Source organism: Streptomyces taklimakanensis, from assembly GCF_009709575.1.
Classification (GTDB): Bacteria; Actinomycetota; Actinomycetes; order Streptomycetales; family Streptomycetaceae; genus Streptomyces; species Streptomyces taklimakanensis.
In genome coordinates this window covers 3,549,806-3,565,189 of record NZ_WIXO01000001.1, presented here as the reverse complement: position 1 = coordinate 3,565,189, position 15,384 = coordinate 3,549,806, and the positions used below count along the sequence as shown (strand labels likewise).

Sequence of the window (15,384 nt, the reverse complement as noted above, 5' to 3'; positions counted from 1 at the left end):
TCATTGGTCTTCGCTTTCCGCAGATCAGCGACGACGCGACTTGCGGTCGTCCTTCTCATGGCCGCGGAAGGTGCGGGTCGGCGCGAACTCGCCGAGCTTGTGGCCGACCATCGACTCGGTGACGAACACCGGGACGTGCTTGCGGCCGTCGTGCACCGCGATCGTGTGGCCCAGCATGGCCGGGACGATCATCGAGCGGCGGGACCAGGTCTTGATGACGTTCTTGGTGCCTGCGTCGTTCTGGGCGTCCACCTTCTTGATCAGGTGGTCGTCGACGAAAGGCCCCTTCTTGAGACTGCGCGGCATCGAAAACCCGCCTCCTAGCGCTTCTTGTTCGTCTTGCGGCGGCGGACGATGTACTTGTTGCTGGCCTTCTTCGGCGAGCGAGTACGTCCTTCCTTCTTGCCCCACGGCGAGACCGGGTGACGACCACCGGAGGTCTTGCCCTCACCACCACCGTGCGGGTGGTCGACGGGGTTCATGACCACACCGCGGACGGTCGGGCGGACGCCCTTCCAGCGCATGCGGCCGGCCTTGCCCCAGTTGATGTTCGACTGCTCGGCGTTGCCGACCTCGCCGACGGTGGCGCGGCAGCGGACGTCGACCAGGCGGATCTCACCGGAGGGCATGCGCAGGTGGGCCATGCGGCCCTCCTTCGCCAGCAGCTGCACGGAGGCACCCGCGGAGCGGGCGAACTTCGCGCCGCCGCCGGGCCGCAGCTCGATGGCGTGGATGGTCGTACCGACCGGGATGTTGCGCAGCGCCAGGTTGTTGCCGGGCTTGATGTCGGCGTCGGGGCCGTTCTCGACGCGGGCGCCCTGCTTCAGGCCGGCGGGAGCCAGGATGTAGCGCTTCTCGCCGTCCGCGTAGTGCAGCAGCGCGATACGCGCGGTCCGGTTGGGGTCGTACTCGATGTGCGCGACCTTGGCCGGCACGCCGTCCTTGTCGTGACGACGGAAGTCGATCACCCGGTAGGCGCGCTTGTGGCCACCGCCCTGGTGGCGGACGGTCACACGACCGGCGTTGTTACGGCCGCCCTTGCTGTGCAGGGGACGGACCAGCGACTTCTCCGGCGTGGACCGCGTGATCTCGACGAAGTCGGCGACGCTGGAGCCACGACGGCCCGGGGTCGTCGGCTTGTACTTGCGGATACCCATTTCTCAGTCCTCGTCCGATATCGGACGGTTCGACCTCCGGTTAGGAGGTCGGACCGCCGAAGATGTCGATACGGTCGCCCTCGGCGAGGGTCACGATGGCGCGCCTGGTGTCGGCGCGCTTGCCGTAGCCGGTCCGAGTGCGCTTGCGCTTGCCCTGCCGGTTGATCGTGTTGACCCCGGTGACCTTGACCGAGAAGACCGCCTCGACGGCCTGCTTGATCTGGGTCTTGTTGGCGCGCGGGTCGACGATGAACGTGTACTTGTTCTCGTCCAGCAGCGCGTAGCTCTTCTCCGAGACCACCGGACGGATCAGCACGTCACGGGGGTCGGTGAAGGTCTTGCTGGTGACGGTCGCCTCACTCATCAGGCGTCGCTCCCTTCGCGCTCGACGGCCTTGCGGCCGGCCACGAAGCTCTCGAAGGCGGCCTTGGTGAAGACCACGTCGTCGGAGACGAGCACGTCGTAGGTGTTCAGCTGGCCCGGCTCCAGGATGTGCACCTGGGGCAGGTTGCGGGCGGAGAGCCACGCGGCCTCGTCGCTCCGCTCGGCGACCAGGAGCACGTTCTTGCGCTCGCTGACCTTGCCGAACAGGGCCTTGGCGGCCTTGGTGGACGGGGTCTCGCCCTCGATCACGCCGGTGACGACGTGAACGCGGCCGTGCCGCGCCCGGTCGGAGAGGGCACCGCGCAGGGCGGCGGCCTTCATCTTCTTCGGGGTCCGCTGCGAGTAGTCACGCGGCACGGGACCGTGCACGACGCCACCACCGGCGAACTGCGGGGCGCGGGTCGAGCCCTGGCGGGCGCGGCCGGTGCCCTTCTGGCGGTACGGCTTCTTGCCGCCGCCGCGGACCTCGCCACGGGTCTTGGTCTTGTGCGTGCCCTGGCGGGCAGCGGCCAGCTGTGCGACGACGACCTGGTGGATCAGCGGGACGCTGACCTGCGCGTCGAAGATCTCCGCGGGGAGTTCGACGGTCCCGGCCTTGTCGCCTGCCGGCGAAAGGATGTCAATGGTGCTCATCGGTTACCTCAGGCCCCCTTGGCCGCGGTACGGACCAGGACGAGGCCGCCGTTCGGACCGGGAACCGCGCCCTTGATGAGCAGCAGGCCCTTCTCCGCGTCAACGGCGTGGACGGTCAGGTTCTGGGTGGTGACCCGCTCGTTGCCCATGCGGCCGGCCATGCGCAGGCCCTTGAACACGCGGCCCGGGGTGGCGCAGCCACCGATGGAACCGGGCGAGCGGTGCTTGCGCTGCGTGCCGTGGCCGGCGCCGAGGCCGCCGAAGCCGTGGCGCTTCATGACACCGGCGGTGCCCTTGCCCTTGCTCTTGCCGGTCACGTCGACCTTGACGCCGGAGTCGAACACCTCGGCGGTGATCTCCTGGCCGAGCGTGTACTCGCCGGCGTCGGCGGTACGCAGCTCCACCAGGTGGCGGCGCGGGGTCACGTCGGCCTTGGCGAAGTGGCCCTTGAGGGGCTTGTTCACCTTGCGCGGGTCGATCTCGCCGAAGGCGATCTGGACGGCCTCGTAGCCGTCCCTGTCTGCGGTGCGTACCTGGGTGACGACACAGGGTCCGGCCTTGACGACGGTGACCGGGACGACACGGTTGTTCTCGTCCCAGACCTGGGTCATGCCGAGCTTCTCGCCCAGGACACCCTTGATCTGCTTGGTGGTCATCTCTACCGGGCCTCTCAGAGCTTGATCTCGATGTCGACGCCGGCCGGCAGGTCCAGGCGCATCAGCGAGTCAACGGTCTTGGGCGTCGGGTCGAGGATGTCGATCAGGCGCTTGTGGGTACGCATCTCGAAGTGCTCGCGCGAGTCCTTGTACTTGTGCGGCGACTTGATGACGCAGTACACGTTCTTCTCTGTGGGCAGCGGCACCGGGCCCGCGACCGACGCACCAGTACGGGTCACCGTCTCGACGATCTTCTTCGCCGAGGTGTCGATGACCTCGTGGTCGTAGGCCTTGAGCCGGATGCGGATCTTCTGTCCCGCCATGGCTACTTCGTAGTCCTGTCTCTCGTCACGCTCTGGGACCCGGCGGGACCACGCTCTCCTCCGACCCACGCGGTCGGGCGTGTCGCATTCCCGCCACCATGGAAATCCTGGAGAACTTCCCTGTTTGGGGATGCGGTGCGCGAGACCGCGGAACCGGGGGAGGAAACCCACCGGGCGCCTGGCTGGTACCCCGCCCACGCTTCCCGGAAGATTCCCGTACTTCCGCCCCTGACAAGGGGCGACGAATACATTGGGACTCGCTTCCGGTCCCCCCGGCGGGAGGCGCGCAGCATCGGCACTCAACCGAGCAACCCGGACAGTCTGCCACACGGGGCCGTGCCGATGCCAATCCGGACCCATGACGGTACCCCGCGGGGACTCTCCTCAATCGCACCGCCCCGAACACCCGCCGCTCCCGACACCCCCGTTCGTCGGATCATCGCCGAGGTCGCGCGCCTCTGCGGGGCCGCCACCGGGACCATCGGGCCCACCGGCCGGCGGACACGTCGGGGGGCCGAACCGGCTCGGCGGCCCGAGCCCGGCCCCGGTCCGGCGGTCAGCCCTCAGCGGCTTCCTCGAAGGACCCGTACGGCTCCAGCCGAGCCCCGGCCCCACCGATCCAGGCACCGTCGGAGGGCCGGAAGGCGAGAGGGGGCTCGTCCCCGTACTCCTGAACGGCGTCCAGTTCGATCGTGTCCCAGACCGCCTCGCGGAGGAACTCCGAGAACCCGCCGTCGAAGCGCTCCGGACGCCACATGCGGTCACGGGCACCGATGGTCCAGCGATCCGGGTCCTCCCCTTCCGTGACCCAGTACACGGCGCCGCCTTCCAGGGTGAAGGCGAACGGAAGCCACCCCGCCGGCTCCGGGAACAGGGGGAACGGAACGGGGTCACCGGATACTTCCGTCCACAGCCGACCGCTGTCCCGCTCGTCGCGGAGCCTGCTCGCCAGCTCCACGTTCGAGTTCTCCACACCGGGTACACAGACGACGAACTCGTCCTGGAAGTTGCCCGGGCCGAACCAGTACACATACTCCCGGTAGTCCGCCGGCAACCGGGTGCCGAGGGACGCCTCCACCCGCTGCCAGTCGACGACGTAGCGGCGGGGACCGTTCAGCCCCGCGGCGGCGGCCAGCCGTTCCATGGACACGCCGGTCCCCCTTCCTCTTCCTCTATGCGCATTCGGGCAGGGGCAGGTAGCAGGGCTCGACGAGGCCGGCGACACCGAAGTCGAACGATTCGTCGAGCAGGATCCGGTACGCGAACTCGCTCATGGTGAGCTCGTGACGCTTCCAGCCGCTCGCGTCGCCACGGGCGAGGACCGGCCGGTCATCGGGCGCCACACCGTCTCCGACCAGCCACGCGAGATCGCAGGCGGTGGCAGTGACCCCCCACGAGAGGATCCCCGTCCCGCCGGGACGGTACAGGCCGTACGGCTCGTAGTTGCCGGCCACGCCCGGGTGCTGCTCGATCGTTCTCCAGTCCCCTTCCAGGGATTCGACCACCTCTGCCGTGGCGCCCCCGGACGACGAGTAGACGGTGAGGTAATCGGAGAAGTGTCCCCGTCCGAAGACCTCGCAGAACCTCTTGAAGTCGGAGGGCAGAGGCGTCCCGAGCCGGGACTCGACACGCTCCCACTCGATGTCGAGGTCGCGCGGCTGCCAGTCCACCGCGGCCGCGAGCTTCTCCACCCACTCCATCGCTGCTCTCCCTCGGCCGAGTTCGACCGGAGCCCCGGGTCGGTCCGCCGGCAGCGACGGGAGGCCTCCGGCGCTGCCCTGTCCGACGGTCGCCGAACGTCGTTCGCGTCGACCCCCGTGGACGCCGCTACCTCACCTTGTACTCGCAGCCGGAGACGTCCTTGCCGTTCCCGTTGTCGTCGACCTTCCTGCCGTCGACCTTGATGACACACGACGCGGCCGCGAACTCGCCGGCATCGTTCATCACCGTGCCCGGCACGATCGACACCAGGACACCGGCCTTCCGCTCGGCCTCCGTCAGGGACAGCTCGACCGTCTTGCGCCACGGGAGGGTGGCCTGCTCGGTCTCGTTGGTGCCGGCGGTGTAGTAGATCTGCGTCTTCCCGTCGCCCTCGACCTCAAGGGTCACCGTGCGCGTGACCTCACCGCCACCGGCGCCCTTGTCGCCTCCGCCGCCTCCGCCGCCTCCGTCGCCCTTGCCACCACCGGACGCGCCACCGGAAGCTTCGGAGGACTCCCTGTCCCCCTCCGCGCCGCCGCTGCCGCCCCCGTCCTGCCCGCCGCCGTCCGACGGCCGCGCGGACGCCTCCGCGGCGTTGTCCTTCTCCCCCGCCGCCGCGTCGTCGCTCCCACCACCACTGCCACAGCCCGCCAGCAGCGCGGTCGCCGCCACCACGGCCAGTCCGGTGACCGTCTTGCGCATGTCTCCCCCTCGTGGTCCGGGTCCGGTTTCCGGTCCGGCGATCCTAGCCGGCCGTTCCCCGGCGCACGACGGCGCGGTGGGACGGGGCGGTGTCAGCGGCCCGCCGTGCGCGACAGGAAGTCGACCCATACGGCCGGCGCGAAGGCGAGCCGCGGGCCCTGCACGTCCTTGGAGTCGCGAACGTGGACGGTGCCGGGGGTGGCCGGTGGCTGCGACCTCGACGCATGCGCCTCGGAGTACCCCACTGCTGCGCCGTCCCTCGGCTTCAGCACTTGGAGTTGGCCTCCCATCCCTGCATGGTCCTCGCGGTCCAGTGGCATCATCTGGATCTCGACATGCCTCAACCGGCGATTCCCAGCAGGTGTTCGAGCCGGCGGCGCAGCACCATTCTGCCTCCGAGCGGGCGCCGAAGCGTCGCCTCGTCCAGGACAAAGGTCAGCGCGGGGGCGGGCGTTCGCTCGAAGATCTCCAGTCGAGCCATACGAGCCGCCACGTGCCGTTCGAGATCATCCTTGGAGTAGGCAGGCCTCCGCATGTCGAACAGCGCTCTCGCGTACTCCTCCGTCTGCAACAGGCCGTGGATGTCGTGGCTGCCGTAGGCACCCAACCCGACGGCTTCGGCCTCCCTTGGCCAGGTCGCGGACCTTCTTCGGGTACCGCGCCTCCGCCACTTCGTCCTTCAGTGCCACGAGCTTGCCGCCCGCGCCCAGGAGCTGGTCGGCCTTGGCCAGGAACTCCGGGTGCGGCAGGCGCCTGGCCCACTCGACGGCCAGATCGAGCAGACCACCGAGTGACCCTGCCCCGGAGGGTGCTCAGAGGCCGTGGGATTGATCCAAGGGCTCAGCAGCCTTGGTCAGCGGCCCGCCCGCGTCACCTGTATTGAGGACCCCTGCCGGTTCCAGCAGCAGAATGGCAGTCTCCTCGTCCGCCACCGGGCAGTGTTCGGCGCCCCGGGGAACCACGAACAGCTCGCCCGGTTCGAGTACGACGTCGCCGTCCCTGAGCTGGATGGTGAGCCGACCGCTGATGACGAGGAACAATTCGTCGGTGTCCTCGTGGGTGTGCCAGACGAACTCGCCCTTGACTTTGGCGAGCTTGACCTCGTAGTCGTTCAGATCGGCGATCTTCTTCTGTGTCCAGAGCTCATCGAACCGCGAGAGCTTGTGGGCGAGGTTGACGGATGCGTTGGGTTCGGTCATGCGATCAGCGTGCTGCCGCTGATCGCCTCTGGTCTTGTACGTTCCTGGCATGACTGGCAACCGGCCCCGAACGCAGATCAGCGCCTGGCGGCCATCGGTCGCAGGGATCGCCGAGGTCTTCCACGCCGAATTCGCCGATCATGCCTACCCGATCCATACCCACGACACCTGGGACTTGATGATCCTCGACGACGGATCCGTCGACTTCGCCGTCGATCGCCGTCGGCACGGGGCCGCTGGCGCGGGCACGGTCATTTTGCTGCCGCCCGGCGTCCCCCACGACGGGAAGACGGTCAACCCGTCGGGATTCAGCAAGCGTGTGCTCTACCTCGACACTCGTGTCCTTCCAGAACGATTGACAGGAGCTGCGGTCGACCGTCCGGTTCACGGAGATGGACTGCTGCACCATCGCATCCATCAGTTGCACGGAGCCCTCGCCCACCCCGGAGACCAGTTCGAGGCAGAGTCCAGGCTGGCCCTCGTCCGCGAGCGACTGCTCTTCCACCTCAACGCCTCGCAGGTCAGGACACCAGGACGTGAGGCTGGGCGAATAGCTGCCGCTCTGCGTGAGCTGCTGGACTCACGCATACACGCTGGGGTATCCCTCAATGAGGCGGCCGCGATCCTGCACGCCCATCCCACCCACCTGATCCGCTGCTTCAAACAGTCGTACGGACTGCCGCCGCACACCTACCTCACTGGCAGACGCATCGACCGGGCACGCCGACTCCTACTCGCCGGCCAGCGGCCGGCCGACGTTGCCACCGCGGTCGGCTTCTACGACCAGGCACACCTAAACCGGCACTTCACCCGCCACCTGAGCGTCACGCCCGCGCGTTACGCCGCCTTGCGCAATCGCGGGGCATCGCCGGAACCCACGGCGTCATCGGCAGACAGGCCCGAAAGTGCGGTGGGTTCCCGGTGAAAGCGCCTCAGTCCCGCTGAACTCACGGCCGACGCGCCGTTACCGAACATCACGGTAGGCGCAGAGAGCCCCTATCGAACGTATTCGGCAGAAAATCCCTCGACCAGGAAATTCCATTTCAGATGGTCGCTTTACCGGAGCCGCGTACACGGCCCACCGGCCTTGCTCGTTCCACGCTCGGGCGGGCAAGGCCGGTGGGGGCGGGCACGACAGGACGACGAGGCCCCCACCCGTCGCGCCGATGGTCTTGGCCCATCGGCGCTTCGGACAGGGGCCTGGTCGGTCGATGCTCCGCATCGGGAGGTACTCAGCCGACGGGGCGCGGCCTCACGAGTAGTTCCAGCGCTGTCCGTCCCCACGCTGCTTGCAGTAGATGATCCGACCTCCGGCGTCGTGCGTCTGCATGCCCAGGTGCCTGTTGGCGCAGAACTGGCCGGCCCTGTAGCAGTTGCCCGCCGGAGAGGTCAGCTCGCACTGGCCGTTCCACTCGGCGGCGCCACCGGACCCACCGGACCCGCCGGACCCACCCGAACCACCCGTGGAACCGGAGCCGCCCGAACCGCCCGTGGAGCCGGAGCCGCTGTTGCTCGGAGGAGGCGGCGGGGTGTAGTCGGGGTCGTTCGTCCTGTCCTTGTAGGTGCCCTTCCTCGCCGGGCAGGAGCCACCCTCGACCAGGGTCAGCGTCGCCTCGACACCGGGCTTGACGTCCGTGCCCGCCGAGGGGGACTGGAAGCAGACCTTGTAACCGTCCGCGTCGCCCTCCACGTCGGCGGAGGAGAAGGAGACGTCCTCGTACGCCGATTCGACGCCGATGTTCTCCTCGTCCAGGCCCGCCTTGACCAGCGCCTCGACGGCCTTGGCGTAAACCGACCCGGTGACGTCGGGAACCTTGGGCCACGTGAGCGGGCCGCCGTCCTTCTTCGGGCAGAGAGCGCCTTCCTCGACGGCTCCGTAGTCGACGGTGCCGTAGCCGACGTCCTCGAAACACACCTTCCAGTTACCGGAAGGCTCGGCGTCGCCCTTGTTGGCGTTGTGGACGGAGACCGTGTAACCGGCGGCCTCGGCGGCTTTCCGGGCCTCCCCCAGGGTCGCGTCCTTCTGGGAGGGAATGCTCTCGGGCTTCGCCGTGACCGTGGCCGTGGCCGTCACGGTCACGGTTTCCTTCGGCTCCGCCTCGGCACCGCCGTCCGAGCAGGCCCCGAGCAGAAAAGCGCCGAGCACGCCGAAGGCGATGAACCTCCCGCGGATCACGGCGCGGCCCCCCGCCCGCTTCCCCCTCCCCGGCAGGCTCCGGGTCGTCCACCGATCATGCGCTCGCTGTCTCCGCGATATGTTCCGCGCAGCGTGAAGCAACGTCATCCCGCCCCCCTGGCAGTGCCGTTCGTGCGGCGAAGCCTAGTCCGGACGGCACTGCCAGGCGGTCGATACGCAAAACCGGTTCTTCCCCGTGACGACCGTCGGGATCGGGTGCCGCGCGGCGAGTCGCCCAGTGGCCACCACCCGCCGTGGTCCACGGCGAGGAGACGACGACGCCGGGAACACCGTCAGGCGCGGAAGTCCTCCGCGTCCCGGGTTTCCGCCCTCATGAAGTTCCAGACGGCCCGCAACGCGTCATCGGCCAGGCAGTAGTTGCCCGTGTGGTGCACGAGAAGGAAGCGTCCCCGACCGTCCACCAGCATGACGGCCCCGTCGTGGGTGTCGAACCCCAGCGGAAAGAGCTCCTCGCCCAACTCCCGGGGGAAGCATGTGCGCACAGGAACGACACGGCTTCCTGTAGTCACCATGGGAGGGAGTTCCTTCGGCAGTCACGGACTCGCCGATCTGGCGGATGTGCACCATGGCCCTCGAATGCGCCTCACGCGCATCCCCCACCGTGCGGATCTCCGTTGTTCTCCGGCGCCGCCACCGCCGGCTCGGTCACGGCGGTGGCGATCCGTTCGACCGCCAGGTCCGCGGCCTCCTTCGACGCCCGCTTCACCACCACCCGGCACGCCTGGATCGCGCCGCGCTCAGCAGCGTGGACAGCCCGGTGGCGAAGGAGGCGGCGGCCGTGGTGGTGGAGTTTCGGCCACCCGCCCCCGGCCCCTCGCGCACCACGCCACACGCATCGCACCGGGCCGCACCGGCCGGGCCACCGGCCGGACAAGCGTCTCCTGCGCGGGCGACACCGCCGGCCGGGGCGGATACGAGCGGGCACGCTGGGTGATGTGAGTCCAGAGATCATCCGACCCGAAACTCCCGCTGCCGTCCGGGAGTTCACCGCACTGCTCCCCCCACCCGCCGGGGCGCCCGGCCGGCCCGGCTGCTCACGGTCGCGCACCTGACCGACTGGGGACTGCCCACCGAGTCGGCCGCGCAGGTCGTCGCCGAGTTGGCCTGCAACGCCGTGGTGCACGGGCGCGTGCTCGGTCGGGACTTCCGACTCGGCCTGCGCGTCACCGGGGAGGGCGACGGCAGTGGCGCCACGCTCCGCATCGAGGTGGCCGACGCACGCGGCGACCGCCACCCGACCGTCCCCCGGCCGCCGGTGTCCGACGGTGCCGAGTCGGGACGCGGGCTGCTGCTCGTCCAGGCACTGGCCGACCGCTGGGGCGTCGAGGCCGGGCCACCGCCCCGCAAGACGGTCCGGGCCGAGATCGCCCTCCCGTCCTGAACCCCGCCGCACGGACCGCACCCACGCGCCTCTTCACCACCGCCCCCGACCGCACCGGGACGTACGCGCCGTTGTGGTGGTCGATCGCCGTCGGCTGCCTGGTGATCGCCGCGCCGGCAGGATGTGCCCCCCTTGGCGCGGGGAGGCGGCGCGGGACCGGGCCGACGGTTTATCGCGTTGCGCGGCGGGCGCCGAGCCGCCAGGGTTCCGCGTATGACCGCACTCACGGGACCGAGCCCCGAAGCCTCCCGAACCTCACAGTGGCGCGTCCGCCCCTACCGCCCCGAGGACTGGGAGGCCGTCTCCCGCATCCACGACACCGCGCGGCTGGACGAACTGCGCGACTCGGTCGGGGTGGAGGCGTTCCTGACGCTGGCCGAGACCTATGAGGGCGAGGGCCTGTTCGACGACCGGGTCTGGGTCGCCGAGGACCCGGCGGCCGGCGGATCCGGGACGGTCGTCGGCTTCGTCGCCCTGGCCGACGACGAGGTCACCTGGTTGTACGTGGACCCGGACCGCTACGGCGAGGGCGTCGGGACCGCGCTGCTGCGCCACGCCGTGGCCCACGGCGGCCCCCGGGTGGAGACCACGGTGCTCGCGGGCAACGAACGCGCCCTCGGGCTCTACCTCCGCGAGGGCTTCGTCATCGTCGAGACCAAGGAGGGCAGGCTCGCGGGGAACGAGGCGTTCCCCGCCACCGGCCACATCATGGAGCTGCGCAAGCCGTTCCCGCGACCGGCCGCCTGACCCCGGCCGGCCCCTACCACCACCCGCACCGGGTGGGGCCCCACGACCGGACGACAGGAGGCCGGTATGCGCATGGACGTCGCCGCGTGGCTGTCACGGGTGACGCGTACCGCGGTCACCGCGGCGACCGCGACCGTCACCGTGACCGAGCCCGGCGGGGCCGCCCGCGAGGTGTCGGAGCACCACCTCCGGGCCGACGGTCCGCTGCGCTGGTCGTACACGGTCCGCGAGGGCGGCCGGGAGACCCACCGGTCCTGTGACGGCCGGGAGACGACCCATGTCGTCGGTGGAAACCCGCTCCGGTCGAAGGTGCCGACCGGGTCCGATCCCACGGACGACCCGTGGTACTTCCACTCCTGGCCCGGCGTGGTCGACGGGTGGCTGGTGGAGATGCTGCGCCCGGTGGACCTCCTGGCCCGTGTCGTGGTCTCCGCCGTGGAGACCACGGGACCGGACGCGTCGGTGAGGATCCGGGCCACCCCCATGGGAAGCGAGCCGTCCCCCTACAACGGCTTCTCGGTGCCGGACGGACGCTCGCTGTGCCTGTCGCTCGACGCCGAGCGCGGCTGCTTCACCGACGTGACGGTGACCCACCCCGGCGAGAACGGGCCGGCTCACCGCCTGACCCACCGGCTGACCGGGTTCGAGTAGCCCGCCGGCTCCCACCGGAACGCGGAGAGGGCCCGCACGACCTCTCGGTCGTACGGGCCCTCTCACCACCGGCCGAGGCCGGCGAATCCGCCTAGGCGGACCGGGTCACTTGATGATCTTGGTGACCTGGCCGGCGCCCACGGTCCGGCCACCCTCGCGGATGGCGAACTTCAGGCCCTCCTCCATGGCGACCGGCTGGATCAGCTGGACGGACATGGTGGTGTTGTCGCCCGGCATGACCATCTCGGTGCCCTCGGGGAGGGTCACCACGCCGGTCACGTCCGTGGTACGGAAGTAGAACTGCGGGCGGTAGTTGTTGAAGAACGGGGTGTGGCGACCACCCTCGTCCTTCGACAGGATGTAGGCCTGGGCCTCGAACTCGGTGTGCGGGGTGACCGAACCCGGCTTGATGATGACCTGGCCGCGCTCGACGTCCTCGCGCTTGATGCCGCGGAGCAGCAGACCGACGTTCTCACCGGCCTGGCCCTCGTCGAGCAGCTTGCGGAACATCTCGATGCCGGTGACCGTGGTGGAGGTCTTCTCCGGCTTGATGCCGATGATGTCGACGTTCTCGTTGACCTTCAGGACACCGCGCTCGATACGGCCGGTGACGACCGTACCGCGACCGGTGATCGTGAAGACGTCCTCGATCGGCATCAGGAACGGCTTGTCGGTGTCGCGCTCCGGCTCCGGGATCGACTCGTCGACGGCCTTCATCAGCTCGAGGACGGAGTCGGCCCACTTCTGGTCGCCCTCGAGCGCCTTCAGCGCCGAGACGCGAACGACCGGAACCTCGTCGCCCGGGAACTCGTACTCGGAGAGCAGCTCACGGACCTCGAGCTCGACGAGCTCCATGATCTCCTCGTCGTCCACCATGTCGGCCTTGTTCAGGGCGACGACGATGTACGGAACGCCGACCTGGCGGGCCAGGAGCACGTGCTCCTTGGTCTGCGGCATCGGGCCGTCGGTGGCGGCGACCACGAGGATGGCACCGTCCATCTGGGCGGCACCGGTGATCATGTTCTTGATGTAGTCCGCGTGACCCGGGCAGTCGACGTGGGCGTAGTGACGGGACTCCGTCTGGTACTCGACGTGCGCGATGGAGATGGTGATACCGCGCTGACGCTCCTCGGGAGCCTTGTCGATGTTCTCGAAGGCCGAGACCTCGTTCAGCTCGGGGTAGGCGTCGTGCAGCACCTTGGTGATCGCCGCGGTAAGGGTGGTCTTACCGTGGTCGATGTGACCGATGGTGCCGATGTTGACGTGCGGCTTAGTCCGCTCGAACTTCGCCTTCGCCACTGGGGTCCTCCTGTGGACTGGTGCTGTACTCCCCCGCGCTCTGCGGAAGGGTTCAGGTGGTCGTGCCGAACCGGTCAGGACCCCTAGGGGACGCCCTTGACCGTTTCGTATCTGGGTGGGCGGGCCGCCGGGGCCCGTCGCCGGACGGGTGTGCCGTCCGGCGACGGGGAGCCCCGAATGCCTTGTGCTCCAGCCTAATGGGTGGATAGCGGCACGAAACGTGCGCTACTCGCCCTTGGCCTTCGCGATGATCTCCTCGGCGACGTTCCTGGGAACCTCGGCGTAGGAGTCGAACTGCATCGAGTAGCTCGCTCGACCGGAGGTCTTGCTGCGCAGGTCACCGACGTAGCCGAACATCTCCGACAGCGGAACCAGGCCCTTGACGAGCTTGGCGCCGGCGCGGTCCTCCATGGCCTGGATCTGGCCACGACGGGAGTTGATGTCACCGATCACGTCGCCCATGTAGTCCTCGGGCGTGGTGACCTCGACGGCCATCATCGGCTCCAGCAGGGCCGGGCTGGCCTTGCGGGCGGCCTCCTTGAAGGCCATGGAACCGGCGATCTTGAACGCCATCTCGGAGGAGTCGACGTCGTGGTAGGCGCCGTCCAGCAGCGTCACCCGCACACCGGTGAGCGGGTAGCCCGCCAGCACGCCGAACTCCATGGCCTCCTGGCAACCGGCGTCCACCGAGGGGATGTACTCCTTGGGGATGCGGCCACCGGTGACCTTGTTGACGAACTCGTAGCCGTCGCCCTCGAGGGGCTCGACCGCGATCTGCACCTTGGCGAACTGGCCGGAACCACCAGTCTGCTTCTTGTGCGTGTAGTCGACCCTCTCGACGGACTTGCGCAGGGTCTCGCGGTAGGCCACCTGCGGCTTACCGACGTTCGCCTCGACCTTGAACTCGCGCTTCATGCGGTCGACCAGCACTTCGAGGTGCAGCTCGCCCATACCCGCGATGATGGTCTGCCCGGTCTCCTCGTTCGTCTTGACCTGGAAGGACGGGTCCTCCTCGGCCAGACGCTGGATGGCGACGCCCAGCTTCTCCTGGTCGCCCTTGGACTTCGGCTCGATGGCGACCTCGATCACCGGGGCCGGGAAGTCCATGGACTCCAGGATCACCGGAGACGACGCGTCGCAGAGGGTCTCGCCCGTGGTGGTCTGCTTCAGACCCATGACGGCGACGATGTCGCCGGCGCCCACGCTCTCGATCTCCTCACGCTTGTTCGCGTGCATCCGGTAGATCTTGCCGATGCGCTCCTTCTTGCCCTTCACCGAGTTCAGCACCTGGGTGCCGGAGTTCAGGCGCCCCGAGTAGACCCGGATGAAGGTGAGCTTGCCGAGGTGCGGGTCGCTCGCGATCTTGAACGCGAGAGCGGCCAGCGGCTCCTCCTCGGACGGCTTGCGCTTGATGATCTCCTCGGCGTCGGACGGAGCCTGACCCTCGATCGCCTCGATGTCGACCGGCGAGGGCAGGTACCGCACGACCGCGTCGAGCAGGGGCTGGACGCCCTTGTTCTTGAACGCGGTGCCGCAGAACACCGGGGTGACGGTGGTGCCGCCGCCCTTGCCGGACTCGATGGTGATGCGACGGATCGCCGAGTACAGCTGCTCCTCGGAGAGCTCGGCGCCCTCCAGGTACAGCTCCATCAGCTCCTCGTCGTTCTCCGCGACGGCCTCGAGCAGCTTGCCGCGCCACTCCTCGGCGGTCTCGGCCAGGTCGGCCGGGATGTCGACGGTGTCGTACATCTCGCCCTTGGCGGCCTCGGCCGACCAGACCAGGGCCTTCATGCGGACCAGGTCCACCACGCCCTGGAAGTCGGACTCGGCGCCGATCGGGATCTGCATGACCAGCGGCTGGGCACCGAGGCGGCTGACGATCATGTCGACGCAGCGGAAGAAGTCGGCGCCGGTGCGGTCCAGCTTGTTGACGAAGCAGATGCGCGGCACGCCGTAGCGGTCCGCCTGGCGCCACACCGTCTCGGACTGCGGCTCGACGCCGGCCACCCCGTCGAACACCGTCACGGCACCGTCGAGCACGCGCAGGGAGCGCTCCACCTCGACGGTGAAGTCGACGTGCCCCGGCGTGTCGATGATGTTGATGGTGTGATCGACGTTGTCGAGCGGCCAGTGGCAGGTCGTCGCGGCCGACGTGATGGTGATGCCGCGCTCCTGCTCCTGCTCCATCCAGTCCATGGTGGCAGCGCCGTCGTGGACCTCACCGATCTTGTAGCTCACACCGGTGTAGAACAGAATCCGCTCGGTGGTGGTCGTCTTGCCCGCGTCGATGTGGGCCATGATCCCGATGTTGCGGACCTTGGCCAGGTCAAGTGAAGTGGTAGCCATAAGGCTTC

18 protein-coding genes and 2 pseudogenes are annotated in these 15,384 nt (G+C 68.9%); 4 read left to right on the top strand and 16 right to left on the bottom strand.

Going from position 1 to position 15,384, the window contains the following annotated elements; all coding sequences use genetic code 11:
* Positions 1–24: 24 nt before the first annotated feature.
* The 11 genes and pseudogenes from rpsS to F0L17_RS15800 form a co-directional block, all read right to left on the bottom strand.
* Complete coding sequence (gene rpsS, locus F0L17_RS15855; RefSeq protein ID WP_093660601.1) at positions 25–306, bottom strand: 30S ribosomal protein S19; 282 nt, start codon at positions 304–306, stop codon at positions 25–27.
* A 14-nt stretch (positions 307–320) separates the two neighbouring features.
* Positions 321–1,157 (bottom strand): 50S ribosomal protein L2, encoded by an 837-nt coding sequence (rplB, locus tag F0L17_RS15850; protein ID WP_155071590.1) that lies wholly within the window; start codon positions 1,155–1,157, stop codon positions 321–323.
* A gap of 40 nt (positions 1,158–1,197) precedes the next feature.
* Positions 1,198–1,521 carry a 50S ribosomal protein L23 gene (rplW, locus tag F0L17_RS15845; RefSeq protein WP_155071589.1) on the bottom strand — a complete coding sequence of 108 codons (324 nt, stop codon included), beginning with the start codon at positions 1,519–1,521 and terminating at the stop codon, positions 1,198–1,200.
* Positions 1,521–2,174 (bottom strand): 50S ribosomal protein L4, encoded by a 654-nt coding sequence (rplD, locus tag F0L17_RS15840; RefSeq protein ID WP_155071588.1) that lies wholly within the window; start codon positions 2,172–2,174, stop codon positions 1,521–1,523. Before rplD ends, rplW begins: the two co-directional genes overlap by 1 nt.
* 8 nt (positions 2,175–2,182) lie before the next feature.
* Entirely contained in the window at positions 2,183–2,830 is a 648-nt protein-coding gene (rplC, locus tag F0L17_RS15835) for a 50S ribosomal protein L3 (protein ID WP_155071587.1), read from the bottom strand.
* Positions 2,831–2,844: 14 nt separating this feature from the next.
* Entirely contained in the window at positions 2,845–3,153 is a 309-nt protein-coding gene (gene rpsJ / locus F0L17_RS15830) for a 30S ribosomal protein S10 (RefSeq protein ID WP_004571821.1), read from the bottom strand.
* A 556-nt stretch (positions 3,154–3,709) separates the two neighbouring features.
* Entirely contained in the window at positions 3,710–4,297 is a 588-nt protein-coding gene (locus tag F0L17_RS15825; protein WP_338018265.1) for an SMI1/KNR4 family protein, read from the bottom strand.
* Positions 4,298–4,325: 28 nt separating this feature from the next.
* Positions 4,326–4,853: an SMI1/KNR4 family protein gene (locus F0L17_RS15820; protein WP_155071585.1), complete on the bottom strand. Its 528-nt coding sequence runs from the start codon at positions 4,851–4,853 to the stop codon at positions 4,326–4,328.
* Between the two features lie 127 nt (positions 4,854–4,980).
* Positions 4,981–5,556, bottom strand: a complete 576-nt coding sequence (locus F0L17_RS15815; protein WP_155071584.1) for a hypothetical protein — start codon at positions 5,554–5,556, stop codon at positions 4,981–4,983.
* 92 nt (positions 5,557–5,648) lie between these two features.
* Positions 5,649–6,323 (bottom strand): annotated as a pseudogene (locus F0L17_RS27610) (DUF5753 domain-containing protein); the annotation flags it as partial.
* A gap of 45 nt (positions 6,324–6,368) precedes the next feature.
* Entirely contained in the window at positions 6,369–6,755 is a 387-nt protein-coding gene (locus F0L17_RS15800) for a cupin domain-containing protein (protein ID WP_155071581.1), read from the bottom strand.
* 49 nt (positions 6,756–6,804) lie between these two features.
* On the opposite strand from F0L17_RS15800, the gene F0L17_RS15795 reads away from it, so the two are divergent.
* A complete protein-coding gene (locus F0L17_RS15795) occupies positions 6,805–7,680 on the top strand; it encodes a helix-turn-helix domain-containing protein (protein ID WP_155071580.1) in 876 nt (291 codons plus the stop codon).
* A 327-nt stretch (positions 7,681–8,007) separates the two neighbouring features.
* On the opposite strand, the gene F0L17_RS15790 is transcribed toward F0L17_RS15795, so the two are convergent.
* The 3 genes from F0L17_RS15790 to F0L17_RS28080 form a co-directional block, all read right to left on the bottom strand.
* Positions 8,008–8,931 (bottom strand): PASTA domain-containing protein, encoded by a 924-nt coding sequence (locus F0L17_RS15790; RefSeq protein WP_162466262.1) that lies wholly within the window; start codon positions 8,929–8,931, stop codon positions 8,008–8,010.
* Between the two features lie 293 nt (positions 8,932–9,224).
* Positions 9,225–9,464 (bottom strand): SUKH-3 domain-containing protein, encoded by a 240-nt coding sequence (locus F0L17_RS15785; RefSeq protein ID WP_155071578.1) that lies wholly within the window; start codon positions 9,462–9,464, stop codon positions 9,225–9,227.
* A gap of 71 nt (positions 9,465–9,535) precedes the next feature.
* Positions 9,536–9,664: a hypothetical protein gene (locus tag F0L17_RS28080; protein ID WP_274389095.1), complete on the bottom strand. Its 129-nt coding sequence runs from the start codon at positions 9,662–9,664 to the stop codon at positions 9,536–9,538.
* Between the two features lie 223 nt (positions 9,665–9,887).
* On the opposite strand from F0L17_RS28080, the pseudogene F0L17_RS15780 reads away from it, so the two are divergent.
* The 3 genes and pseudogenes from F0L17_RS15780 (at position 9,888) to F0L17_RS15770 (ending at position 11,731) form a co-directional block, all read left to right on the top strand.
* Positions 9,888–10,333 (top strand): annotated as a pseudogene (locus F0L17_RS15780) (ATP-binding protein).
* A gap of 213 nt (positions 10,334–10,546) precedes the next feature.
* A complete protein-coding gene (locus F0L17_RS15775) occupies positions 10,547–11,080 on the top strand; it encodes a GNAT family N-acetyltransferase (protein WP_155071576.1) in 534 nt (177 codons plus the stop codon).
* 66 nt (positions 11,081–11,146) lie between these two features.
* Entirely contained in the window at positions 11,147–11,731 is a 585-nt protein-coding gene (locus F0L17_RS15770) for a hypothetical protein (RefSeq protein WP_155071575.1), read from the top strand.
* A gap of 105 nt (positions 11,732–11,836) precedes the next feature.
* Here the strand turns inward: F0L17_RS15770 and tuf are convergent, their stop codons facing one another.
* Both tuf and fusA read right to left on the bottom strand, forming a co-directional pair.
* Positions 11,837–13,030, bottom strand: coding sequence for an elongation factor Tu (tuf, locus tag F0L17_RS15765; RefSeq protein WP_162466261.1), 1,194 nt, complete (start codon positions 13,028–13,030; stop codon positions 11,837–11,839).
* Between the two features lie 225 nt (positions 13,031–13,255).
* The gene (gene fusA, locus F0L17_RS15760) at positions 13,256–15,376 is read right to left on the bottom strand and encodes an elongation factor G (protein ID WP_155071573.1); all 2,121 of its coding nucleotides are present in this window, start codon (positions 15,374–15,376) and stop codon (positions 13,256–13,258) included.
* Positions 15,377–15,384 lie beyond the last annotated feature (8 nt).